Below are 19,643 nucleotides of genomic sequence, written 5' to 3' on the forward strand. Positions count from 1 at the left end.
AAGACGAGGAGCGGGCGATGTCGGCTCCTTTCACATATTCAAGGAAATACTATGTGCTCGCTGTGCGGGGTTCTCGGAGGAAATGAACACTGGGCCGATGCGGTGGCGCGGCCCGGCGTTTTCACGCGCAATGTCGAGCGGATCGACCGGCGGCGCGAGCGTGCCAACCGGGTGCGGGTGGCAAACCGGGTGCTGGCGGGTTTCGGCATGACGCTGTCGGACTGGCAGGGGGCGTCCTTTGTGTTGTCGACGCGTACCGGCAAAAGCGAGATCATCGAAGATCTCGGCCATCTCTGGCCGGCTGCCGAGCGGCTTTCAGGCCGGATCTGCGATCCCCTGAATATCGATATCATCGGGCGGATGGAGGCGGCGCGCGATGGCGAATAGCCCGGCCTTTACTCCTGTCAACCTGCTCACCGGCTTTCTCGGCTCGGGCAAGACGACGCTGCTGAAGCGGCTGCTGACCGACCCGGCGCTGGCAGAGACGGCCGTGCTCATCAACGAGTTCGGCGAAGTCGGCCTCGATCATTATCTGCTTGAGCGGATCGACGAGACGATGGTGTTGCTGCAATCGGGATGCCTCTGCTGCACCGTTCGCGGTGAACTGGCCGATGCGCTGCGCGACCTGCATTCCAGGCGCGAGCGTGGGCTCATTCCGAATTTCAAGCGCGTGGTGATCGAAAGCACCGGCCTTGCCGATCCCTTTCCCGTGCTGTCGACGTTGAAGGCCGACCCGGTGCTGCGGCATCACTTCCGGCTGGGCAACGTCATCGCGACGGTCGATGCCGTGAACGGCATGCGCCAGCTCGATACCTATATCGAATCCAACCGGCAAGCGGCGATCGCCGACCGGCTGGTGTTGACGAAGACGGACATTGCCGATGAAGACGGTCTGGACCTTCTTCGGGAGCGGCTGCGGCGGATCAACCCCGATGCCGCTCTGCTATCAACGGCGGATAAGGAGCTGGATGTCGCGGGGCTGTTTGACGAGGCTGTTGCCACACGTGGCAGCATCGCTCAATCGCCGAGCGGCTTTTATTGCGAAACGCCGGCCATGCTGGAGACGGCCGACGGCGGCTCCCATCAGGCGGCCGTCACCTCCTTCGTCATGAGCGTCGAGGGGGCCATAGACTGGACTGCGTTCGGCGTCTGGCTGACCATGTTACTCCACCGGCACGGCGAACGGGTGTTGCGGGTGAAGGGCTTCCTCAATCTTGAGGGCGAGGCCCGGCCCGTGGCCATCCATGGCGTGCAGCATCTTGTTCACCCGCCCACGCATATGGCTGCCTGGCCCTCGGACGATCGCCGCTCGCATATCGTCTTTATTGTTGACGGACTCGATGCCAGTCTGCTGAAACGGTCCTTCGAGGCCTTCACCCTCGCAGGACCGGAGCCCTCCCTGGCGGGGGGAGCACCGTCAGCACGACAGGACGTCCAGACCTCTTGATGAACAAGCATCATCCAAACCCGCAACCACCTGCCACGCCTGCGCTTCATCTTCAGGGCCGGCCGAAGCTGCGCGTGCTCGGCACGGCAATCTCCCTGCTGGAGGAACTACGTCTGCAGGCCGAGCAGGATCTCGGCATCGACGTCACCTTCGATAACAACGACTTCCTGACGACGCAGCACAAGGCGGCGCAGGAGCCTGGAAGCTACGACATTTACGACCAGTGTTTCCACAATCTGGATATCGTCTGGTACTGGCGCGCCGTGCAGCCGATCGATACCAGCCGGATCAAGCTGTGGTCCGAGATCAACGATCTCACCAAGACCGGGCATATCGGGCCTAACGCGCGGCTGGGACAGGGCGATGTACCGGCCAAGAAGCTGTTCGTACAGCCGAACCTCGCGCTTGGCGATACGCCATCGCCGCGCATTTCGATGTTGCCGACGACGCACAATTTCGACAGTTTCGCCTACCGTACTGACGTGGTGAAGCATACCGTCGAGATGAATTCCTGGGCGTCGCTGCTGAACGAGAAATGGGCGGGCCGCGTCTCCTTGGTCGATGAGCCGGCCATCGGCATTTTCGATGCTGCGCTGGCCGCGCAGGCGGCAGGACTGATGTCGTTCAACAATATCGGCAATATGACGGTGGCCGAAATCGACCGGCTGATCGATCTACTGGAAGCACGCAAGAAGGACGGTTTCTTCCGGGAGTTCTGGCGAACGGCAGAGGATGCCGCTCGGTTGATGGTCGATGGTGAAACCGATGTACAGAGCATGTGGTCGACGGGGATTAACATTCTGAATGGGCAGGGCATTCCCGTCGAGCAGGCGGTCCCCGTCGAGGGCTACCGAGCCTGGCATGGCGGTCTGTGCCTGTCAAAAGATCTGAGTGGCCGGATGCTCGATGTCGCCTACGAATATCTAAACTGGTGGATATCAGGCTGGCCCGGTGCCGTCGTCGCGCGTCAGGGTTATTACATCTCGACGCCGCAACGTTCCCGGCAGTTCATGATGCCGGCAGAGTGGGATTACTGGTACGGGGGGCTCCCCGCCGCCACCGATCTTCCCGGCCCGGATGGATCGGTGCGAATTCGCAAGGGCAGCATAAGGGCCGGCGGGTCATACTGGCAAAGGGCAAACTGCATCGCCGTTTGGAACACGACGATGGATGAACACAATTATCTCGTCCGCCGGTGGATGCAGCTTGTCGGGCGGTAGAAGGGGAATGCATGATGCCGTCTCACGGTGGAAAAACAGTCGCCCAGCTTTCCGTGCTGATCCAGAACGGCGCGCTTGATCCGGTGGCGCTCGCGGAGGAAACATTTGTCGCCATTAACAGCTGCAAGGACCAGTCGATCTTCGTCAACCTGCTGGAACAGCGGGCGAGGGCTGAAGCCGCAGCTTCGTCCAAGCGCATCAGGGATGGTCGTTCGCTTGGCCTGCTCGACGGCATTCCGGTTGCCTGGAAGGATCTTTTCGATATCGAGGGGCTTGCAACAACGGCCGGCTCCACCGTGCTCAAGACATCGGTACCCGCAACTCGGGACGCCGATGTCGTTGCGGCGCTTGCCGGGGCCGGCATGGTCAGCATCGGCCGTGTCAATATGAGCGAGTTTGCCTTTTCAGGGCTCGGCATAAATCCTCACTACGGAACGCCGCAGAACCCGGCCTCGACCGATGGTGCACGGTTGCCCGGCGGTTCTTCGTCCGGCTCCGGCGTTGCGGTGGCATCCGGACTGGTCCCGGTTTCGATCGGGACGGACACGGGCGGATCGGTTCGCATCCCGGCAGCCTTCAACGGCATTGTCGGCTACAAGGCAACCCGCGGCCGCTATTCCATGCGAGGTGTTTTCCCGCTGTCGAAAAGCCTCGATTCGCTCGGGCCGCTCTGCCATACCGTGCAGGATGCGGTGTGGATCGATGCGGCGATGCGCGGCCTCGGCGCACCCGATGTTCGCCGTAGCTCGGTCGAGGGTCTTTCGCTCGTCGTTCCCGAAACCATCGTTTTCGATGATGCGGAAGCGGGCGTGGTGTCGGCCTTCGAGGCGGCCTTGAAGCTGCTGGAAAAGTCCGGGGCAAAAATTCGGCGGCAGGCGTTTCCGGCCTATGCCGCAATCTTTGAGCTGATGGCGAAATACGGCCCGCTGGTGACGGCGGAAGCCTTCGTGCTGCACCGGGAGCGTTTGGCGGGACCGGAGGCCGAGGGAATGGACCCTCGCGTGGTTGCTCGCACGCGGCTGGGCGAGAAGATCACTACGACAGGCTATATCGAGACATTGGCCACGCGTGAGCATCTGATGGCGGAATTTGCGTCAAGCATCGGACCGGGCGAACTGGTCGTGTCGCCGACCTTGCCGCATGTCGCGCCCCTGACCGCACCGCTTTTGACCAACGACGAGCTTTTCGTGAAAACCAATGCCAAGACGTTGCGCAACACGCTGATCGGCAACTTCCTCGACGGCTGCAGTGTCTCGATCCCCTGTGGCGTGGGCGATGCCGGCATGCCTGTAGGTCTGCTGCTTTCCGGCTTGCCGAATGGCGACGAGCATTTGCTTTCGGTCGCGCTGGCCACAGAAGAAGCCATACGATAGCTCCAATCTGACTGTGCTATTCTTGCTGATTGCTGAAGCACTCGGTCTCGACTGACTTCGCGAGGACTACCTTCTAGCGTGATGCTCCGCGCTTGCGTGTATGCGGTTGGCACCTCAGAAAGATCGCCATAGCGGACGAGCACCCTCTAGTTTCTGTGGTCTTCGCTGGGCTGCTAAGTGCCTTCGGGTATAAGAGGCGATGTCGTCTCGGACGTATTTGAGGCGTAGCGCTGCACGTGAATGACCGGATCGCCAGTTCGAATCCTACAAGGCGTTCACATCTGGCCCCAAAGCGGCACTGCGGCGATCGTTGGTTTAAGGAGCGGACCGGCGCGCCGGGGGCTGTCGATCCCGGTTTCCGGCTTTTTGCCGCATAAGGCAGATCAGGATCGACGACCACCGGTGTGCTGCCAGCGTTTCTGGCAAAGATCGCCCGAAAGTACCCGGATATCCGCATCCATACCGCACACGGCAATACCGGCGAAATCATCCGCGGCCTGGAAAGCGGCCAGATCAATCTCGGCTTCATAGGCCGGTGGAAAACATCGGCTCCTTGCGCTTCTCCTCGATCGCCCATAAGCGATATCTGTTGGCCATCGCCCGTACCAACCGGGGCAAGTTCTGGAAGGGACGGACCGCACAGGAAAGGAAGGGAAGCGGACACCCCAGTATGGGGGCTGGTAGCCGAAGGACTTTCCAACAAGCATATCGGGCGGCGGCTGAACCTGCAGGAGAAAACGATCAAGCATCACATGACCGAAATACTGTCCAAACTTGGCGCCAGCAATCGGACGGAAGCGGCAATCAGATGGCGCCAGGGCGCCTAGCCTTTGCCGCTTGTCACAAGCATCAGAGGAGCGAAGTCCTCGCTTTCGCGCACTCCCCTATTACCGGCCGCCTGCATTCCTATCCATCACCTCTAACCGTACGCGAAGCATTCCGCATCCGTTGCGGAGATCGGACGCTCGACACTGGTCGATAAATTGAAGCGTCATCAGGGAGGTTCTGACTGGAGTCGGCAACGTTGCTGGAACCTCCCTGACGTCCTTTCAACAAGGATCAGGAGAATCTAAGCCGGATCGTGCCGAGGGAAAGCCGGACTTAAGTCCGGCTGGCGACGTCAGGACACGCTGCTCATAGGTTATGCGAGGTAATGTGAAGGTCCGTGGAGGGGCGGGACAGGAGGAGAATATGAAGTTCGGCCCCGATAACTACAATCACGAAGAGCGCTGCTCGCAAGGCCATAGTTCGGCATCCACGATCGCCACAATCGAAGCAGCCCTTTCCGCCGATCCGGATATCGACAGCAGTGCCATCGAGATCAGGATGCTCGGCCCTGTCGTCCTGCTCGAAGGCTTTATAACCAAGGCCGCAGACCGCGACAAAGCTATCTCCCTTGCTGCGATGATCGTTGGCTGGGAGAACGTCCAGGACCGGATGCTCAGCCGTTTTCCCACTCAGTAGGCAGGCAGATCCTACGCTAGGACCAAGGTCGGACCGGCCCCGGCCTGAAGTCCGACGTCCGGAACACTTCCTCGATCTTTCGGTTTGGCTCCCCAGCGGAACCATCCGCATCCAAAGAGGAAAACAGATGAATATCAAAGTAGTAGGAATCGCCGCAAGCATCCTGTTGGCATCGACTTCTGCCTATGCGCAGTCTTCGACGGTAACAGGAGCTATAGGCGGTGCTGCAACGGGTGCGATTGTCGGCGGCCCGGTCGGTGCTGCTGTCGGCGGCATCGTCGGCGGCGTGGCAGGTAGCGTTATCGATCCGCCGCCGCCGAAGGTGGTGACCTACGTTCAGCAGGCTCCCGCCCCGACTACGCGCGTCGTGGTGAAGGAGAAGGTCGTCGTCGGGCAGCCCCTGCCGGAGACCGTGGTCGTCACACCAATTCCCGACGATCCGAAATATGCATACGCGATCGTCAACGATCAGCGTGTGATCGTCGAACCTTCCTCCCGGAAGGTGATCCAGGTCATTCAGTGACCATCGGCGGCTTCATCCGCCCTTTACAACAGTCAGGGCACGCATCCGACGCATGAAAATGCGTGGCGGCATCGCGTGCCCGAAACCTCGGAGATTGATCATGAAAAGCAACCATCTCACCATGCTGGTAGCAGCGCTGTCACTAAGCGTCTCGCCGCTTGCAACACTGCCCGCGGCGGCCCAGCAGGACACCAAGAGCGGCGGCCAGGCCCAACCCGGTTCGCAGACGGGCACTGACGCCGGCTCGAAGGCCGGCTCCAGCGCCACCGGAACCGGCACCGACTGCACGCCAGACGCTTCGGGAGCCTGTCCGCAAGGCAAGGGCCAGTCATCGCAGCAGAAACCCGGTCAGGGTTCGGACATGAAAAAGAGCGCCGAACAGCCTTCGAACGATAATTCTTCGACAAAGGGAAGTGCATCCGGCAAGTCTTCGACGGAAACCAAGCCCGGATCGCAAGACGCCGGCGGCGTCACCATGACCGAACAGAAGCCCGCCGCCAAGTCCGGCAGCACCGATACAAGCGGCTCGGCCACCTCAGGCACGAAGAGCAGCACGCAAAATGCCAAGCCTGCAGAGGGCTCGGGCAACGCCGCCACCACGCAAAGCGGCGATGCGTCGAAACAGTCGACCGATCAGAACTCTTCGACGACGAACAAAAGCTCTTCCCAAACCAACGTCAACAACAACACCACGACGAACAATCAGACGTCCAACACCAAGACCAACGTCAACATTTCCGTCGAGCAGCAGACCGAAATTCGCACAGTGGTGAAGGAGGTCCATGTTGCGCCGGTGAAGGAAGTGAATTTCACGGTCTCCGTCGGAACGACGATCCCGAAGAAGGTTCGTCTCGAACCGCTGCCGCCACGCATCGTGAAGATCGTTCCGCAGTATGAAGGCTACCGCTTCTTCATCCTTGCTGATGGCCGGATCGTCATCGTCGATCCCGATGCGCTAACGATCGTCTACATCATCCAGGTTTAACAGGCATGTCCCGGCGGCGTCTTGCGCCGCCGGCGTCCTAGATGGCAATCAGACGGTGCACTGCTGCAGTCGCTCGTCCTTGTTGTCGCCGACCTGAATGGCGGTGACGTTTTTCGAGTCGATCTCCACGCCATCTTACATCCGCTCAAGGACTTCTGCCTTGGGCGCCTTTTGCGGTGGAACACACCGCATCGCCCGGCTATAAAGGTCATGCTGCGTTTGCATTTTAGCGGTAACCGATGCCTAGTCCTCCCGAAGCCTCAGGTGAAAGCGTCAGCGACTCGAGCTCGGGTCGCGTCCAGAAAACAGATTTGGCAAGCCAAATCGCCGCGACGGATTCCACGGGGACCACCCAAGCCGACAACCCGCAGGCCCACGGATCCTTCGGCCAAACTCGGCAGGCCGCGAGCAATCTGTTGCATGCGCTGCGCCAAGATTTACAGGCAAATTGTGCATTGGCGAAGACCAAGACGGCCGCTTCGTTTTTGAGGCGGGAGCTAAGGCGGTCGATGCGGTTGGGAGCCACATCAGCTCCAACCAAATGGCTGACCACTGCTCTCGCCAAAGCCGGACGTGGTATTCGCAATCGGCTTGTCGAGCCACGTGAAAGTCGCCTTCGACGGTCGCTTCTGGCGGGCTGGTGGAAATTCGCTATGGGATCGGCCTTTCTTGTCTGCTTCCTCGTAGGAAGCGTTCTGGTGTGGGCGCTAAAAGACGTGCCCTGGGGCGAGATCCGTGAGGGAACGTTAAAGCCTATCGTGGTGCTGGAAACCGCTGACGGCGGGCCGCTGGTAAGGCAAGGGCCTTATCAAGAGTCATATGCGCGATACGACCAGTTCCAGCCCCATCTAATCGATGCCGTCCTTTCGATTGAGGACAGGCGGTTCATGGATCATTTCGGCGTCGATCTCAGAGGGATAGGGAGGGCGCTTCTCCGGAACTTGGAGGCTGGTTCGGTGGTGGAGGGTGGCAGCACGATCACCCAGCAACTCATCAAGCTGCAGTACCTCGACAGCGATCGAACAATAAAACGAAAGATACAGGAGGTGGTCATTGCCGTCTGGCTGGAGTGGAAGCTCGGCAAGCGGGAAATCCTGACGCGCTATCTCAATAGTGTCTATCTTGGTGCGGGCGCTACCGGCATGCCTGCCGCCGCGCGGATTTATTTCAACAAGGATATCGGCGACCTTAACCTGCCGGAGTCCGCTATGCTGGCGGGGTTGCTGCGGGCACCGAGCCAATGGAATCCCATCGACAATTTCGAAGGCGCCCGGCAGCGCACCATGGTCGTTCTCGACGCAATGGCGACGAACGACAAGATCACCGCGCCAGAGGCGGCGGAGGCCAAGGGGAGCTTTGCCAAGCTACATCCAACGACGCCGACGCCGCGCTCGGGAAGTTGGTTTGCCGACTGGATTTCGCCGCAAGCGAGCGAAATCGCCGGCTCCTCGCCAGGTTCGACGACGGTGCGCACCACGCTGGTACCGCAGTTGCAGCAGATCGCCGAAAGAGTCGTGAAAAGAGCCCTGGACGGTGAAGGAAAGACAGTCGGAGCATCGCAGGCCGCGTTGGTGGCGATGACGCCGGACGGCGCGGTCGTGGCCATGGTTGGCGGGCGCGACTACAAGGCAAGCCAGTTCAACCGCGCCGTCACTGCGATGCGCCAGCCGGGGTCAACATTTAAGCTGTTCGTCTATTACGCAGCATTGAAGGCCGGGCTAACTTTGTCTGACCGCGTTCTGGATGCGCCAATTGACGTCGACGGTTGGTCGCCAGAAAATTCCAGTGGCAACTATAGTGGTTGGGTAACGCTTGCCGAGGCGTTCGCGCGATCGCTCAATGCCGCTTCAGTGGCGCTAGCCGAAGAAGTTGGCCTAGACAATGTGATCGCCGCAGCGCGCGAACTCGGCATCGATGCGCCACTTGCCAATACGCCGTCTTTGGCGCTCGGGACATCCGAAGTAAATCTGCTTAACCTCACCAGCGCCTATGCGTCCGTTCAACTCGGCAGGGCACCTGTTAAACCCTGGGGCATCGCCGACTTTCAAGCGGCAGGGCAGACGAAGACGTTTCGGGTTGGCTCACAATCAAAGCCAAGTGTCGATCTTTCTCCCTACCAGTCCGATCTCCTCGGGCTCCTGCAGTTGGTGGTCGAGCGCGGTACGGGGCGTGGAGCAGACCCGGGCACGTTTGCAGCCGGCAAGACGGGTACCAGCCAGAACAATCGTGATGCCTGGTTCGTCGGTTTCACGGAATCGCTCGTCGTCGGTGTCTGGGTTGGCAATGACGATGACGCGCCGATGAAGGGGGTGACGGGCGGCGCCCTGCCAGCCCATATTTGGCGTGACTTCATCCGCCAGGCGACGGCCGAACCAACGCTGAATGGTGTGCGATCGACAGAAGCAGCAATCGATGGCCAAGGCGCACCGCAATCCTGTAACATTGCCGCCTGCTCGCGCACTTACCGCTCCTTCCGGCCGTCCGACTGCACCTATCAGCCATATTCCGGCGGACGACGGCTCTGCGAAAAATGATATGGGCGCGGCTAGATCAAGCCGGGCGAGCCCGGAAGCCTGATCTGCGCTCGCGGCGGATGCTTGCATTGCATCGGCGAGGATGTGCCTGAGCGGCTGGATGTGGTTCCGGCTCCGTTCCGCGTGATCGTCACCCGCCGCCTCAAAATATGCCTGGCGGGCCTATACCGACGGCGTTGTTCAGGCTCCGGCGCCTGAACAACTGATCCAGGCCGGGTTGCAGCGCCATCCCCATCACAAGTCTGCGCGTTCGCCCGGCTGGAATAGTATGAGCTGCGTTGCGACGAAACCCACAAAAGACCGTGCCGATATCGCAGTGCCTTTGCCGAAACCGCTGAGATCACCCATGGCCGCGCGCGGCCATCACTTCTAGCGGCACAGTGCCGGGGAGACTCATCGCTCTCCGCGAACGTAGCTTGCGCCGAGCGCCAGCGGCAGATTGGCTCGGCGGCCGGCGACGATCAGCACCAGCATGACCATGGCAAACGGGGTCATCTGGATGATGTTGGTGGGGATGTCAACGCCCGCCACCTGCAGGGCCGTGGTCATCGACAGGCAGGCGCCGAACAGCAGCGCACCGAACAGAACCCAGACCGGTCGCTCGGGGCCAGCATGGCCAGCACGATGCCGATGAAACCGTTACCATGGGTCTTGAACGGCACGAAGATGCCGGCGCCGACAATGGCGATGAAAGCGCCGCCGAGGCCGGCGAACAGGCCGTGCACAGCACGGCGACCGAGCGGGTCCGCACCACGTCGACACCGGCGGCATCCAGCGCCGCCGGCTTGTCGCCGGCCGCCTGCAATGCCGATCCGAGATGGGTGGAACGGTAGATATAGACCATCACCCCGACCAGGATGATGGCGAGATAGGTGATGACGGGGCTGTTGAACAGCGCTTCGCCGATGACCGGGATTTTGGCGAGCAGCGGGATCGGCAGCGTCGGCACGGCAGCTGCCGAGTTGCTTTGCATCGATCTGTCAAAAACCTCCAGCTCACACTCATCATAGACAGCAGAGAGCGTGTCTCAGATCTAGCAGAACCCGTTCAACTTAAGGATCTTATGGGCGTCGATTGCCGCCCGGAGTTCATCTTCGGAGTTTCGATCTCCTCGGTTAGCGTCCGGATGGTGCATCTTGAGCATCAGTTTGTAGCGTTGTCTAATTTCCTCAGGCGTCGCGTCCTGCGAAAGACCGAGCGTTTCGAAGGCTTTTGCTTCCAATACCTTGAGCTTACGCCGCTGGAGATCAGCTTTCGTAGCTTGATGTCGTGCAGCAATCTTGCGTGCGTTAAGGGCTTTTGCCGTACCGGAGCGAACGGTCGAAGGAAGCGGCATCTCTGTCGCCTGATCAAGGCGGGTCCCCCACGTCTTACGGCTGCCGTTTGCTGCTTCCCTCTGATAGCGGGCGGTCACCGGATCAGACAGATTGCTCGCGAAATTATATCCCTTGTTGTATTCCCTCGCATGTTGCGGGCAGAACACCAGGTACAAACCCTCCGCATCTCGCCCAACGGGCGCGCGATTGGCGCCGCCGCTTTCGCAACCGTCCCACTGGCATTTCGACTGGTAAGGCTCGCGGAGCGGAGCTGATTTTTTGCTCGTTGGCCTCAGGCCGACGAAAATCTTCGAATCATACGTCATCGCGCGTTATATGGCGGTCTTCATCGAGCCGGCAAGCAAACCGTGCAGTAGGCACGCCGATAGTCGGGACAGGGGGGTCCTGCTCCGGCATCTTTACTCCTTGCTCGTCACCGGCGCTCAGTACCCATGGCTGTGTTTTCGGTCGAGCCCTTCATTCTAGGATCTGCGCCGCCCAGCCGACGGCCCCAGAGAATCCATCAATCTCCCCGTCGTCATTCCCATGATGATTTGCCGCGAACGCCTGGATCGCAACCTGCCCACCGCTATGGAACCTAGCCCTCTCGTTCAACGCAATCTATATTCTGTTCAACACAGAAGAATCTTATGGGTACCCAACCACGAACTGCTGCGGAACGCGAAGCGAAAATCGCGTTGGCCCGCAATAAGCTCGTACTCGAGCAAGCGAAGGCCGTCGGTCTCCTTGGCACGGCGAAGAATACCCGCTTGTCGGGGCGAGTGCCGTCGGAGTTGATCGAGGCAGCCAAAAAGCGTGCCCATGTTACCTCCGACACCGAGCTGCTGGAATTGGCCCTTTCACGGCTGGCTCTCGAAGACGACTTTGGCGCGCGTCTGGTGGGCCGCAAGGGCCGCATCCCGACGGATATCGATCTTGGGATTTGATCTCTCTGAAGCCCTCCGATCACTAAAGCCCCAGAAGCACGTCGGGTCGCTCGAGCGCAGGCCCGACGAAGATCTTCCTTGGGTTGCCGACGAACCGGCAATCGGAGGGCCTCTGTTCCTGGATACCAGCGTCTATCTGGATGTGCTTCAGGGGCGCTCGCCGGTGGAGGTCGATAGGCTGATTACGTATCGCCTATGCCACCATTAGGCGGTCTGCCTGTCTGAGCTGACCCATGCCTTCGGCCGACTGGACCCCAAGCACGCCTCTACAAAGGCGGTGCTCGAAACGATCGCGGCGACGGTCGAAGACATTCCGGAACACCGACTTCACGCTCCAGATGCAGCCATCTGGGGACATGCCGGCGTGTTGGCGGGTCTGCTCTTTCGCTTGAGCAACCTGCAAGGGGGAAGGACATGAGCGCCGCTTCGTCAATGACGCCATGGTTTTCTTGCAGGCACGGCAGTTGGGTGCGAGCGTGCTGACTGGTAATGTTCGCGACTTTGATTTCCTCTCACAGATCGTACCGACCGGTCGGGTCATCCTCTATCGAACCCCAGTGGAGGCGCGATCATCATGAACGCCGAACCCTCACCCTCGGCCGCATTCTGCACGAACTGGAACAGCTGGGTCGGACGCCGGCAACAGATGTCAACTGCCTGCAGCATACGCAGGCATTTCTACGTTTCGTGGAGGCCGGCTTGATCCGGTAGAGAGCGGGAGCCGTCCCGATTGCCGCCGGCGCGATCAAACTAGCCGGAGAGTATGAACGGCTCAAACTGCTTGCAGAAAGGCTCACAGATGGTCAACCTTGTTGACGGACGGATTTTGTCAGGTACTGCGTACGTGCGCGGCAGGGCTTCGGGCAATGTTGTTGCAAGCGATATTGTCGGAGCTGGACAGAGCTTATCTGGCTCGTGAGGCCCAGGGCACTAATGTCGCAAGCTCCGCTGGTTCAACCGTCGAACTCACTCCACTCTTCGCGTAGCAGTGACATCAGGACCAAATCTTCACGGCTTCCATCCTTCAGCCGAAGCGCATTGTGCCTTCCTGGATGAAGCCAATTCTTCTATAGACATCTTTCGCATGCACATTAGAGGGCAGCAGGTCGAGCCAAAACCGTCCGACATGGTGGAGAGCGAAGACCATGTGGCAAATCTGACGCAAGAATGTTGATCCATGGCCCAAGCCCGTCCGGGCCATCGCTATGCGGTGAAGCTGCGCGTTCCCCATGCCGTCATCGTCCAGACGAACCACGGCGAAGCCGACGCGTTCCGCTCCGAGGCGCCACCGGTACAGCAGCGCAGAAGCCCGACCAGGCGCGGCATTAAGAGCCACTGCCCCACGTCGGGCCGCCACCCCGCCGATCAGCTAACCTGTTCGACCATCATGACAGCGGGCGGATCAGCGACTGAGCCGGAACGGAGGAGTTCAGCCAGCCGGCCCACGCATCACGCTCCAGCTGAAACTGATCGAAGACGCCCCTGACACCTTTATCAAGGCGCGGTGAGCAACTTCCCATTGGACACTGTACTTATTACCGGCACGGCCTGCAGGAAAGGAACATCTCAGACACGAGAAAGTCCTTTCCTCGACAGACGAAACATGCGTCATTCGATCACTACTAGCGACCAGAAGCTCTCGACTTCTTGGGAGCCGAAATACCACTTTCCCGCTCAAGCTTTTTGCGAGCGAGTTTACGGACGCGCCTGATACCCTCGGCCTTTTCACGCGCACGTTTTTCGGAGGGCTTTTCAAAACGCTCCCGAAGTCGGGCCTCCCGGAAAACGCCCTCGCGCTGCAACTTCTTTTTCAAAAAACGGAGCGCTTGCTCAACGTTGTTGTCACGTACCAGAACTTGCATTTTAAACTCCTAGGACCACTGACGCAGCTCATTAGATCCATGTGCATTGATGATCAAGGCTTGGAAGACGATATTGGCGCGAATGCCGCCTCCGGATGCGCGCGCCTCATGCGAGAGCTGAAGCATTTGGACATATTTCGTCGCGAATGAATGGTCCGTAACGTCGCTGCAGCTCCAATACGTCGATATGCCGCTGGACTTGTTCGGCAAGGTCGTCAGGCAGGTCAGGGTCAGACTGCAAAACAAAAATCGTCGGCGCGCTGAACGGGCGTCCGATCACCAGATGCAGGACACGCGCAACAAGAAACTCGTCGCAAGTGTCCTTCCGCATTAGCTGAGGCGATGGTTAGTGTTGCTTCCGGCACGGGGCGAATTCGAGCCTTCGTTGGTATCGCATCTATGACGCTCAGCTCCTGCTCCCCTGGCGGCCTGGAGCAGGATTGGCGAGATCGTATTAGCCATCCGCACGGCTGCGGCATGCTAGTTTGTGGAGCGGCACGTATAAGGTACAAAAAATAGATCGGATGGCGCGGACGTCCGGCCTCAGCCGCTTGGAGCGTGGCGTGGTCGTCGATCCTCAGAAGTAATAGCCGTCGAGTACGCCAAGTAGAGAGCCTCCTATCAGGGAAAATATCAGCGGCAAGATGATGAACAGGAACATCACGAGGAGCATAAAGCGCATCAGGCACCCCGCCGCTGCTGCCCTTGCAGGTGGCGCTTCCGGAACAGGATAGGTTGACCTTCGAGTGATACGACCGGCGCGGGAGAGGGCTCGAAGCATCTCAAGCATTTTTGCCGTGCGGATGTCGCCCGCTGAGGCGCCGTCGGTCTCCCCCTCAGGGCGGGCAGACCTCCGTCGCTCTTTCCGGCCCCATGGCCCGGGACTTGCATCCAGCGGTGGTGGTGGTTCCGCGCGGGGCGCTGCTTTGGGAAAAGGGACCGGCGGACGTGGGCGAACGGGAGGGGGGACCGACGGTGTCGCCGGACGTAGCGGATCGCCAAACTTTGCGCCACATTGCGGACATGCGGGTGCATCTAACCAATGCCCCGGGTTATGGTTCGTACAGTAGAAGCGGACTTGTGCCTCGTGGCAGGCCTCGCACTCACCGGAAGTCGCAGTGGAGGTGCCGCAGTTTGGACAACGCAGGATGACGCCTGTCATGGTTGAGGCTCCTGGCTCGGGTGATAGTCGATGCTGTCGGCGGCCGGCTGAGGATAACAGGCACGGATCATTTCCGCGGGAATGTGCAACCGATACACGTTCGGCAGGGCTCCTTCGACATATCGCGCCATGGTGGGAACCCGCTCGTAGGGGCCGAATGCCTCGCGGCTCAACCGACGCGAAAGTGCGACGGTCGTGAGCAGTGGATTAGCCCGATAGGCGGGGAAGCTCGCATACCTCTCGTCCACGTGATCGTGGCCGCGTACCATATGTGTGACGGGCCGTCCGAGACCAGCACTCAAAGAGCAAAAAGCAGCGAAGTCCTCGTAGCCGAACTGGCTCCCGCGGGAGAAACGGTTTGGCAGCTTCCTGCGGGCTTTCGGATGGGCCCTTGTCCATACAAAATCAGACAGGCACATCGGGTTGTTCCATTCCCCCGATTCAGCGAGGGCGGGATGCAAGTCAACCAGCGGAAAGCCTCCGTGGGCGGCAAGCAATCCGTCGGGAAAGAAGAGTGCGCGCGGAGCGTTCGTAAACAGGCGCACGGCAAGCTTACCGGCCCGCTCGATCCATTCGTGGGTTAGGTTAGCGTTGAGGAAGTCGGCAAAGTCCGATGGCGTCACGCTCGAGGCAAATCGTACGCCATCGTAAGACAGTGCTTCGTCGTGATTGCCGGCGATGACGCACACGCGGTCGGGCGCGTCTACGATCAGTTCAAATACGCGGAGAAGGATTTCGAGGCCAAAACCCTCGTCATCGAAAAGATCGCCAAGAAACAGGATCCGAGGTGGGCCTTCTCCGGGCTGCAGGTCCGGCTGTCGCGTTGCCCCAAGTGCAGCCTCGAGCGCCAGAAGGTCACCGTGCAAGTCGCCGATGATCCACAACGGGATTTCGGTATCGAAGTCAGAAATCTTGATGACTTTGTCGGTGGGATCGGCGCGGAATTTGTCGAACAACATGCCTGGCCCGTCGGCCCGGTCAAGCAGACCCTCCATACTTTCAACCGTCGACCGAATTTCGGAGCGGATGGAAGACGGGCTGGCCCGGTTGAGGACAGCTTTCCAATCGAGGTCATTCACATCCACGATTTCTAATGGAGCAAAGGCCGTCACCTTCGAAAGAGCCTGGTCAGACGGTAGGCTTTCCGTCCTGGACGCAGGCTCTTCGTCCAATGGCGCAGCAACCGCAGGTGTAGGTTCGGAGCCTACAGCTGGAACATCTGCGGCGGGCCTGGAAAGACCCGGCGCCCCCAGTTCGTCCTTGGGCACATCTGTGATCACCGGATGCGCCTCCGTTATCGCCGGCTGCTCGCAGGGAGGATCGGGCTCGGGCACTTCACGTCCGCCGGCCGAGTTCATTTGTTGAGCGCCCGCACCGTAAGGGGCATCTTGGCGATGCCTTTGGCCTGGCGGCCGACCGCAATTCGATCACCTTGCCTGAGCGGACGAGGAGCTGTGAGGGTCAGGCCGTTCACGAGTGTTTCGTTGGTCGCACCAGCCACGGGAGATATCACCCATTGCCGTGTGGGATTTCGTTCCAGGACACATTGGCGATTATCCCAGAACTCGCTTTCCGGCCCGAACTGCCGCAACAGGGGTTTTCCAAGTTCCGTCATCACCCCGATCTGGAGCGAACGTCCGTCCGCACCAAGCAGCTCGATCCTCTCGGAAATGATCAACTCTGCGGAAGCTGGAGGAGCGATGCCTTCTGTTGTCGATGCAGCAGCTTTCTGTTCGGAGACGGCAGAGCCTGCGCCGCGTCCACTCAAAATTGCCCGAACTTCCGCAGCCGTCGGTCTCGCAGCGGGATCTGGAGACAGGCATCGGTGGAGGACGGTACTAACCTCGGCATTGTTCGCCGGTGCCGGCATCAACCCTGCAAGTGCCGGAGGTTTGGCGGCATAGCTCTGCACAAGCTTTGCATAATCAGCCGGGTCCTCGGTCCAGTATGGATGATGGCCGGCGAGAAGTTCGTAGAGCATTAGGCCGCAGGTGAAAATATCCGAAGCCAGTCCCGGAATAGCGCCGCGCGTCATATGTTCGGGAGATCGATAGTTGTCAGTGCCAACATATCCCTGATGCCCGTGCCAGGGCGCGCGGCGGTCAGCCAACAGGGAGAAGTCCATATCGATCAGCTTAAGCTGGTAGCCGGAGCTGATCGACGGGTCAGTGATCAAATATGCGTTCGCCGGCTTGAGATCTGCGTGAACGACCTTGGATTCGTGCAGTGCCGCGATACCGGTCATGAACACCTTTGACCACGTGAGGTGACGTGCCCAAACCGTGGCATCACGAGTCGCGGCCAGCTTGGTGCGACGATGCTGCTCCCGCTCCTCATCGAGCATTTGCTGCAAATCGGCACCATTCTCGACGAACTCGAATGCCTGAAAGTAGCAAGGCCCCCCCCAGATCTCTTCGAATGCATCGACCTGGCGCACCGCAAATTGAGCAGCGCGGCCATTCCGGACGCGTGCTCCGAGCTCGTTCTGATAAGCAACGAAAGCCCCATACCAGACAACCGTCGGAGCAGGGGACTTGTATTGCTTGAGAAAAACCTTCTCACCGGTGGAAGTCTCAGCTCCATAGGAAATAGCCATCATTCCCGGTCCGAAGACTTTCGTGACGCGATACTGCCGGATCCGGTCGCCGATTTTCAGCTTCTTGGCCATGGCTTTCGGGTCAGCCGGGCTAAAGCGCTACGGTCGCTGCCGACCGGGATACACTGGCGGCCAGCTGCTTCAGGGTGTTACGGAAGTTAACCGGGTCGGAGGTAAATTTCTGGAGCGCCTCCTGCGGGTTCAGCCCTTCGTATTCCACCACTTCCCATTCCGACTTGTCGATCTGGCTCAGCCGATCGTAGCCCTCGAAATTCGGGGCAAAGAGGCTGAGAATAATTCGGTTGGCCATGATAAGGTTAGCTACGTCCTGCAACGAGCCGCCCTTTGCCTCCGCAATGCTCATGGTCTCCTTGAATGAAGCATCGGTGAAGACGATGACAACACGCGCCGCATCGCTTCTATAGCGCCATTTCGCCGGATCCTCTGTCTGCGAACCCTTCGGCACAGCCTCCATAGAGGCAAGCTTATAAAGAGCATCGAGAAGCGACTCCGGCTCGTCCCCACCGCCGTTTGCCTGTAGCGTGCCAAGCTGCGCCTTGAGCGCGCTGGCATCGCGCACGAAGTCATTGTCGACGATCCATGGCAGGCCTTCGACTTGGGCGGCCTCAATGTCACGGTAGCCGACAACCTTCCCGCGCCAATCTTTGACAGGGGCGGCGTTGTTCGGGTCACCGTGGCTTAAGGAGTCAATAAAGGCTTCGATATTTCTCCGCAGCGCGTCGATGCAGGGGTGCATGCTGCCGCTAACGTCGACGAGGAAGACAATATCGGCCACGCCTTTGGTTTTTGGACGCTCCTGCAGGGTCTGGCTGTCGGCTGATAGCGCTGGCGCGCTGTCTGCCGACGCTTCTACCGCCGGCTCATCCGGTGTGGACGAGATCGGCCCGGTTGAGGTTGGTGTCGCGGCGGGAGCCGGGCTCCCCGGGGTAGGAGGCGTCTGCTGGTCCGGTTGCTCCGTATCACTCATCGGTCAGCTCCCATGGTTTGGTATCGTTACGCGGCAGATCTGCCAGCGCCGTTACGACAACACGGCGGCGACATGAAAGTTCCTACTGTCGTCGGATCCGAGAACAATCGGTCTCGGCGGTGTTATCTAAGGTCGAATTTTTTCAAAGATCGAAAGGAGGTCTCGCTGCAGTTATCTGGGATAGGGAACCGATCTCTCGCTTCGCTATGCGACCTGAATGGTCGCAGCGGATATTTCCGCCCCTCCTTCATCCGGTGTTGTTGCAAAAGTTCGGCACCGGTGGGCGTGGTCGGCATATCCGCTATCGAGGGGATGCGCGCTTCATCTTGATAATCCCGCTCGATCATGACCCGCATTGATCAACTGCACCTATCAGACCAAGGTCCTAGCGTTGGAACGCCGTTCGCACTGGGGCATTTGTACATCAGATTCATGGGCAGGAGGCATCGATGCCGACGGAAATGTGGCAAACACCTATCGAGATCGCCGTCGCGGGCGGCGATCACTTCAAAAGCGTCCAAAACAGCCGCGAGGCCCTTGAGACCCTCATGACCTGCTGGCCCGAAAAAGGCGGGAGGTCGTTCGCCATTGCAAAACGCGCCTGCATGAAGTCGCTCAGCGGAGAAGCGGAGAAGCGGAGAAGCGGAGCATGCCGCGGCAGCGCGTGCCTTTCAGGAAGCGGCGATCGAAGCTGGTATCCTCCGCGCTTAGAAATCGCGTAACAATTGCACTCACGAGTTGGCTAAGCACTCGATTTTGATCTCGAAGTCCCACAAGAGCGCTGAACTTGAACAAGAGCTTTGTCTTGCGATAACGCGTGGCCCTGTCGGAACGAAGGAGGAGCTTAAACCCAGATACCCACTGTTATAGTACGAAAGCGGGGGGTGCCGATCGTAGAACTCCATCGCCTCGCCCTTACGCAGTTGCGCCCAAATGAAAAGCCTGCGCCGGTGCGCGGGCCAGCCCAGAATGATGTTTAGCCTCAGTGGCTATTTTTATGGCTTTGCTGCCAGCCTTCACGTGCTGGTCATGCGAACCGCCTTGGGTGCCACGTGAATTGTCCTCGCGGCCCGTCGACGTCGATGACAAAGATTTCGCGCCCTGGTTATTATGGCTTTGCTGACCGCTGCTATGGTGGAACAAACAGCAGCCCTGACAGTTTGCAGCCGAACTGAAGGGAGAGATTTCGCAGGTCGGCTTCGCCATAGGAGACACTTCCGAGCCTC

The 19,643-nt window shown here is 59.7% G+C and carries 19 protein-coding genes and 4 pseudogenes; 14 read left to right on the top strand and 9 right to left on the bottom strand.

What is annotated here, in order from left to right; translation table 11 throughout:
* The first annotated feature begins 51 nt into the window (after positions 1 to 51).
* The 11 genes and pseudogenes from HX899_RS31850 to HX899_RS31900 form a co-directional block, all read left to right on the top strand.
* Positions 52 to 387, top strand: coding sequence for a hypothetical protein (locus HX899_RS31850; RefSeq protein WP_138390792.1), 336 nt, complete (start codon positions 52 to 54; stop codon positions 385 to 387).
* Positions 377 to 1,447: a GTP-binding protein gene (locus tag HX899_RS31855; protein WP_181294300.1), complete on the top strand. Its 1,071-nt coding sequence runs from the start codon at positions 377 to 379 to the stop codon at positions 1,445 to 1,447. The genes HX899_RS31850 and HX899_RS31855 overlap by 11 nt, the downstream gene beginning before the upstream one ends.
* The gene (locus HX899_RS31860) at positions 1,447 to 2,667 is read left to right on the top strand and encodes a PotD/PotF family extracellular solute-binding protein (RefSeq protein ID WP_138390794.1); all 1,221 of its coding nucleotides are present in this window, start codon (positions 1,447 to 1,449) and stop codon (positions 2,665 to 2,667) included. The genes HX899_RS31855 and HX899_RS31860 overlap by 1 nt, the downstream gene beginning before the upstream one ends.
* 11 nt (positions 2,668 to 2,678) lie before the next feature.
* Positions 2,679 to 4,040 carry an amidase gene (locus HX899_RS31865; RefSeq protein WP_181294302.1) on the top strand — a complete coding sequence of 454 codons (1,362 nt, stop codon included), beginning with the start codon at positions 2,679 to 2,681 and terminating at the stop codon, positions 4,038 to 4,040.
* Positions 4,041 to 4,435: 395 nt separating this feature from the next.
* Positions 4,436 to 4,650 (top strand): annotated as a pseudogene (locus HX899_RS31870) (LysR substrate-binding domain-containing protein); the annotation flags it as partial.
* A 58-nt stretch (positions 4,651 to 4,708) separates the two neighbouring features.
* A pseudogene (locus HX899_RS31875) lies at positions 4,709 to 4,867 on the top strand (response regulator transcription factor); the annotation flags it as partial.
* A gap of 364 nt (positions 4,868 to 5,231) precedes the next feature.
* Positions 5,232 to 5,504 (top strand): BON domain-containing protein, encoded by a 273-nt coding sequence (locus HX899_RS31880; RefSeq protein WP_025393594.1) that lies wholly within the window; start codon positions 5,232 to 5,234, stop codon positions 5,502 to 5,504.
* Between the two features lie 127 nt (positions 5,505 to 5,631).
* Positions 5,632 to 6,027 carry a DUF1236 domain-containing protein gene (locus HX899_RS31885; RefSeq protein ID WP_181294304.1) on the top strand — a complete coding sequence of 132 codons (396 nt, stop codon included), beginning with the start codon at positions 5,632 to 5,634 and terminating at the stop codon, positions 6,025 to 6,027.
* A gap of 100 nt (positions 6,028 to 6,127) precedes the next feature.
* Positions 6,128 to 7,012 (top strand): DUF1236 domain-containing protein, encoded by an 885-nt coding sequence (locus tag HX899_RS31890; RefSeq protein WP_181294305.1) that lies wholly within the window; start codon positions 6,128 to 6,130, stop codon positions 7,010 to 7,012.
* Between the two features lie 239 nt (positions 7,013 to 7,251).
* A complete protein-coding gene (locus HX899_RS31895; protein WP_181294307.1) occupies positions 7,252 to 9,546 on the top strand; it encodes a PBP1A family penicillin-binding protein in 2,295 nt (764 codons plus the stop codon).
* 57 nt (positions 9,547 to 9,603) lie between these two features.
* Positions 9,604 to 9,766, top strand: a pseudogene (locus tag HX899_RS31900) (IS66 family transposase zinc-finger binding domain-containing protein); the annotation flags it as partial.
* 173 nt (positions 9,767 to 9,939) lie between these two features.
* Here the strand turns inward: HX899_RS31900 and HX899_RS35355 are convergent.
* The 3 genes from HX899_RS35355 to HX899_RS31910 are packed head-to-tail and all read right to left on the bottom strand — an operon-like array spanning position 9,940 to position 11,188.
* Positions 9,940 to 10,095 (bottom strand): hypothetical protein, encoded by a 156-nt coding sequence (locus tag HX899_RS35355; protein WP_246413238.1) that lies wholly within the window; start codon positions 10,093 to 10,095, stop codon positions 9,940 to 9,942.
* Positions 10,064 to 10,519 (bottom strand): ABC transporter permease subunit, encoded by a 456-nt coding sequence (locus HX899_RS31905; protein WP_246697218.1) that lies wholly within the window; start codon positions 10,517 to 10,519, stop codon positions 10,064 to 10,066. The genes HX899_RS35355 and HX899_RS31905 overlap by 32 nt, the downstream gene beginning before the upstream one ends.
* Before the next feature lie 60 nt (positions 10,520 to 10,579).
* Positions 10,580 to 11,188: a J domain-containing protein gene (locus tag HX899_RS31910; RefSeq protein ID WP_181294309.1), complete on the bottom strand. Its 609-nt coding sequence runs from the start codon at positions 11,186 to 11,188 to the stop codon at positions 10,580 to 10,582.
* 324 nt (positions 11,189 to 11,512) lie between these two features.
* On the opposite strand from HX899_RS31910, the gene HX899_RS31915 reads away from it, so the two are divergent.
* Together HX899_RS31915 and HX899_RS35360 are read left to right on the top strand one after the other, a co-directional pair.
* The gene (locus HX899_RS31915) at positions 11,513 to 11,809 is read left to right on the top strand and encodes a hypothetical protein (RefSeq protein WP_138390816.1); all 297 of its coding nucleotides are present in this window, start codon (positions 11,513 to 11,515) and stop codon (positions 11,807 to 11,809) included.
* Positions 11,799 to 12,387 (top strand): annotated as a pseudogene (locus tag HX899_RS35360) (type II toxin-antitoxin system VapC family toxin). The gene HX899_RS31915 and the pseudogene HX899_RS35360 overlap by 11 nt, the downstream one beginning before the upstream one ends.
* A 446-nt stretch (positions 12,388 to 12,833) precedes the next feature.
* On the opposite strand, the gene HX899_RS35715 reads toward HX899_RS35360, so the two are convergent.
* From HX899_RS35715 to HX899_RS31935, 5 genes are all read right to left on the bottom strand, one after another.
* Positions 12,834 to 13,166, bottom strand: coding sequence for a GNAT family N-acetyltransferase (locus HX899_RS35715; protein ID WP_407073944.1), 333 nt, complete (start codon positions 13,164 to 13,166; stop codon positions 12,834 to 12,836).
* A 265-nt stretch (positions 13,167 to 13,431) separates the two neighbouring features.
* Positions 13,432 to 13,671: a 30S ribosomal protein S21 gene (gene rpsU / locus HX899_RS31920; RefSeq protein WP_181294310.1), complete on the bottom strand. Its 240-nt coding sequence runs from the start codon at positions 13,669 to 13,671 to the stop codon at positions 13,432 to 13,434.
* 1,158 nt (positions 13,672 to 14,829) lie between these two features.
* A complete protein-coding gene (locus tag HX899_RS31925) occupies positions 14,830 to 16,191 on the bottom strand; it encodes a metallophosphoesterase (protein WP_181294313.1) in 1,362 nt (453 codons plus the stop codon).
* The gene (locus HX899_RS31930) at positions 16,188 to 17,501 is read right to left on the bottom strand and encodes a protein kinase domain-containing protein (RefSeq protein WP_181294315.1); all 1,314 of its coding nucleotides are present in this window, start codon (positions 17,499 to 17,501) and stop codon (positions 16,188 to 16,190) included. Before HX899_RS31930 ends, HX899_RS31925 begins: the two co-directional genes overlap by 4 nt.
* A 19-nt stretch (positions 17,502 to 17,520) precedes the next feature.
* A complete protein-coding gene (locus tag HX899_RS31935) occupies positions 17,521 to 18,417 on the bottom strand; it encodes a vWA domain-containing protein (RefSeq protein ID WP_181294317.1) in 897 nt (298 codons plus the stop codon).
* 449 nt (positions 18,418 to 18,866) lie between these two features.
* On the opposite strand from HX899_RS31935, the gene HX899_RS31940 reads away from it, so the two are divergent.
* The gene (locus tag HX899_RS31940; protein WP_246697219.1) at positions 18,867 to 19,139 is read left to right on the top strand and encodes a DUF982 domain-containing protein; all 273 of its coding nucleotides are present in this window, start codon (positions 18,867 to 18,869) and stop codon (positions 19,137 to 19,139) included.
* Positions 19,140 to 19,332: 193 nt separating this feature from the next.
* Here the strand turns inward: HX899_RS31940 and HX899_RS31945 are convergent, their stop codons facing one another.
* A complete protein-coding gene (locus tag HX899_RS31945) occupies positions 19,333 to 19,623 on the bottom strand; it encodes a hypothetical protein (protein ID WP_181294385.1) in 291 nt (96 codons plus the stop codon).
* Positions 19,624 to 19,643 lie beyond the last annotated feature (20 nt).

It is taken from the genome of Rhizobium sp. WYCCWR 11146 (genome assembly GCF_013591995.1).
Taxonomy (GTDB): domain Bacteria; phylum Pseudomonadota; class Alphaproteobacteria; order Rhizobiales; family Rhizobiaceae; genus Rhizobium; species Rhizobium indicum.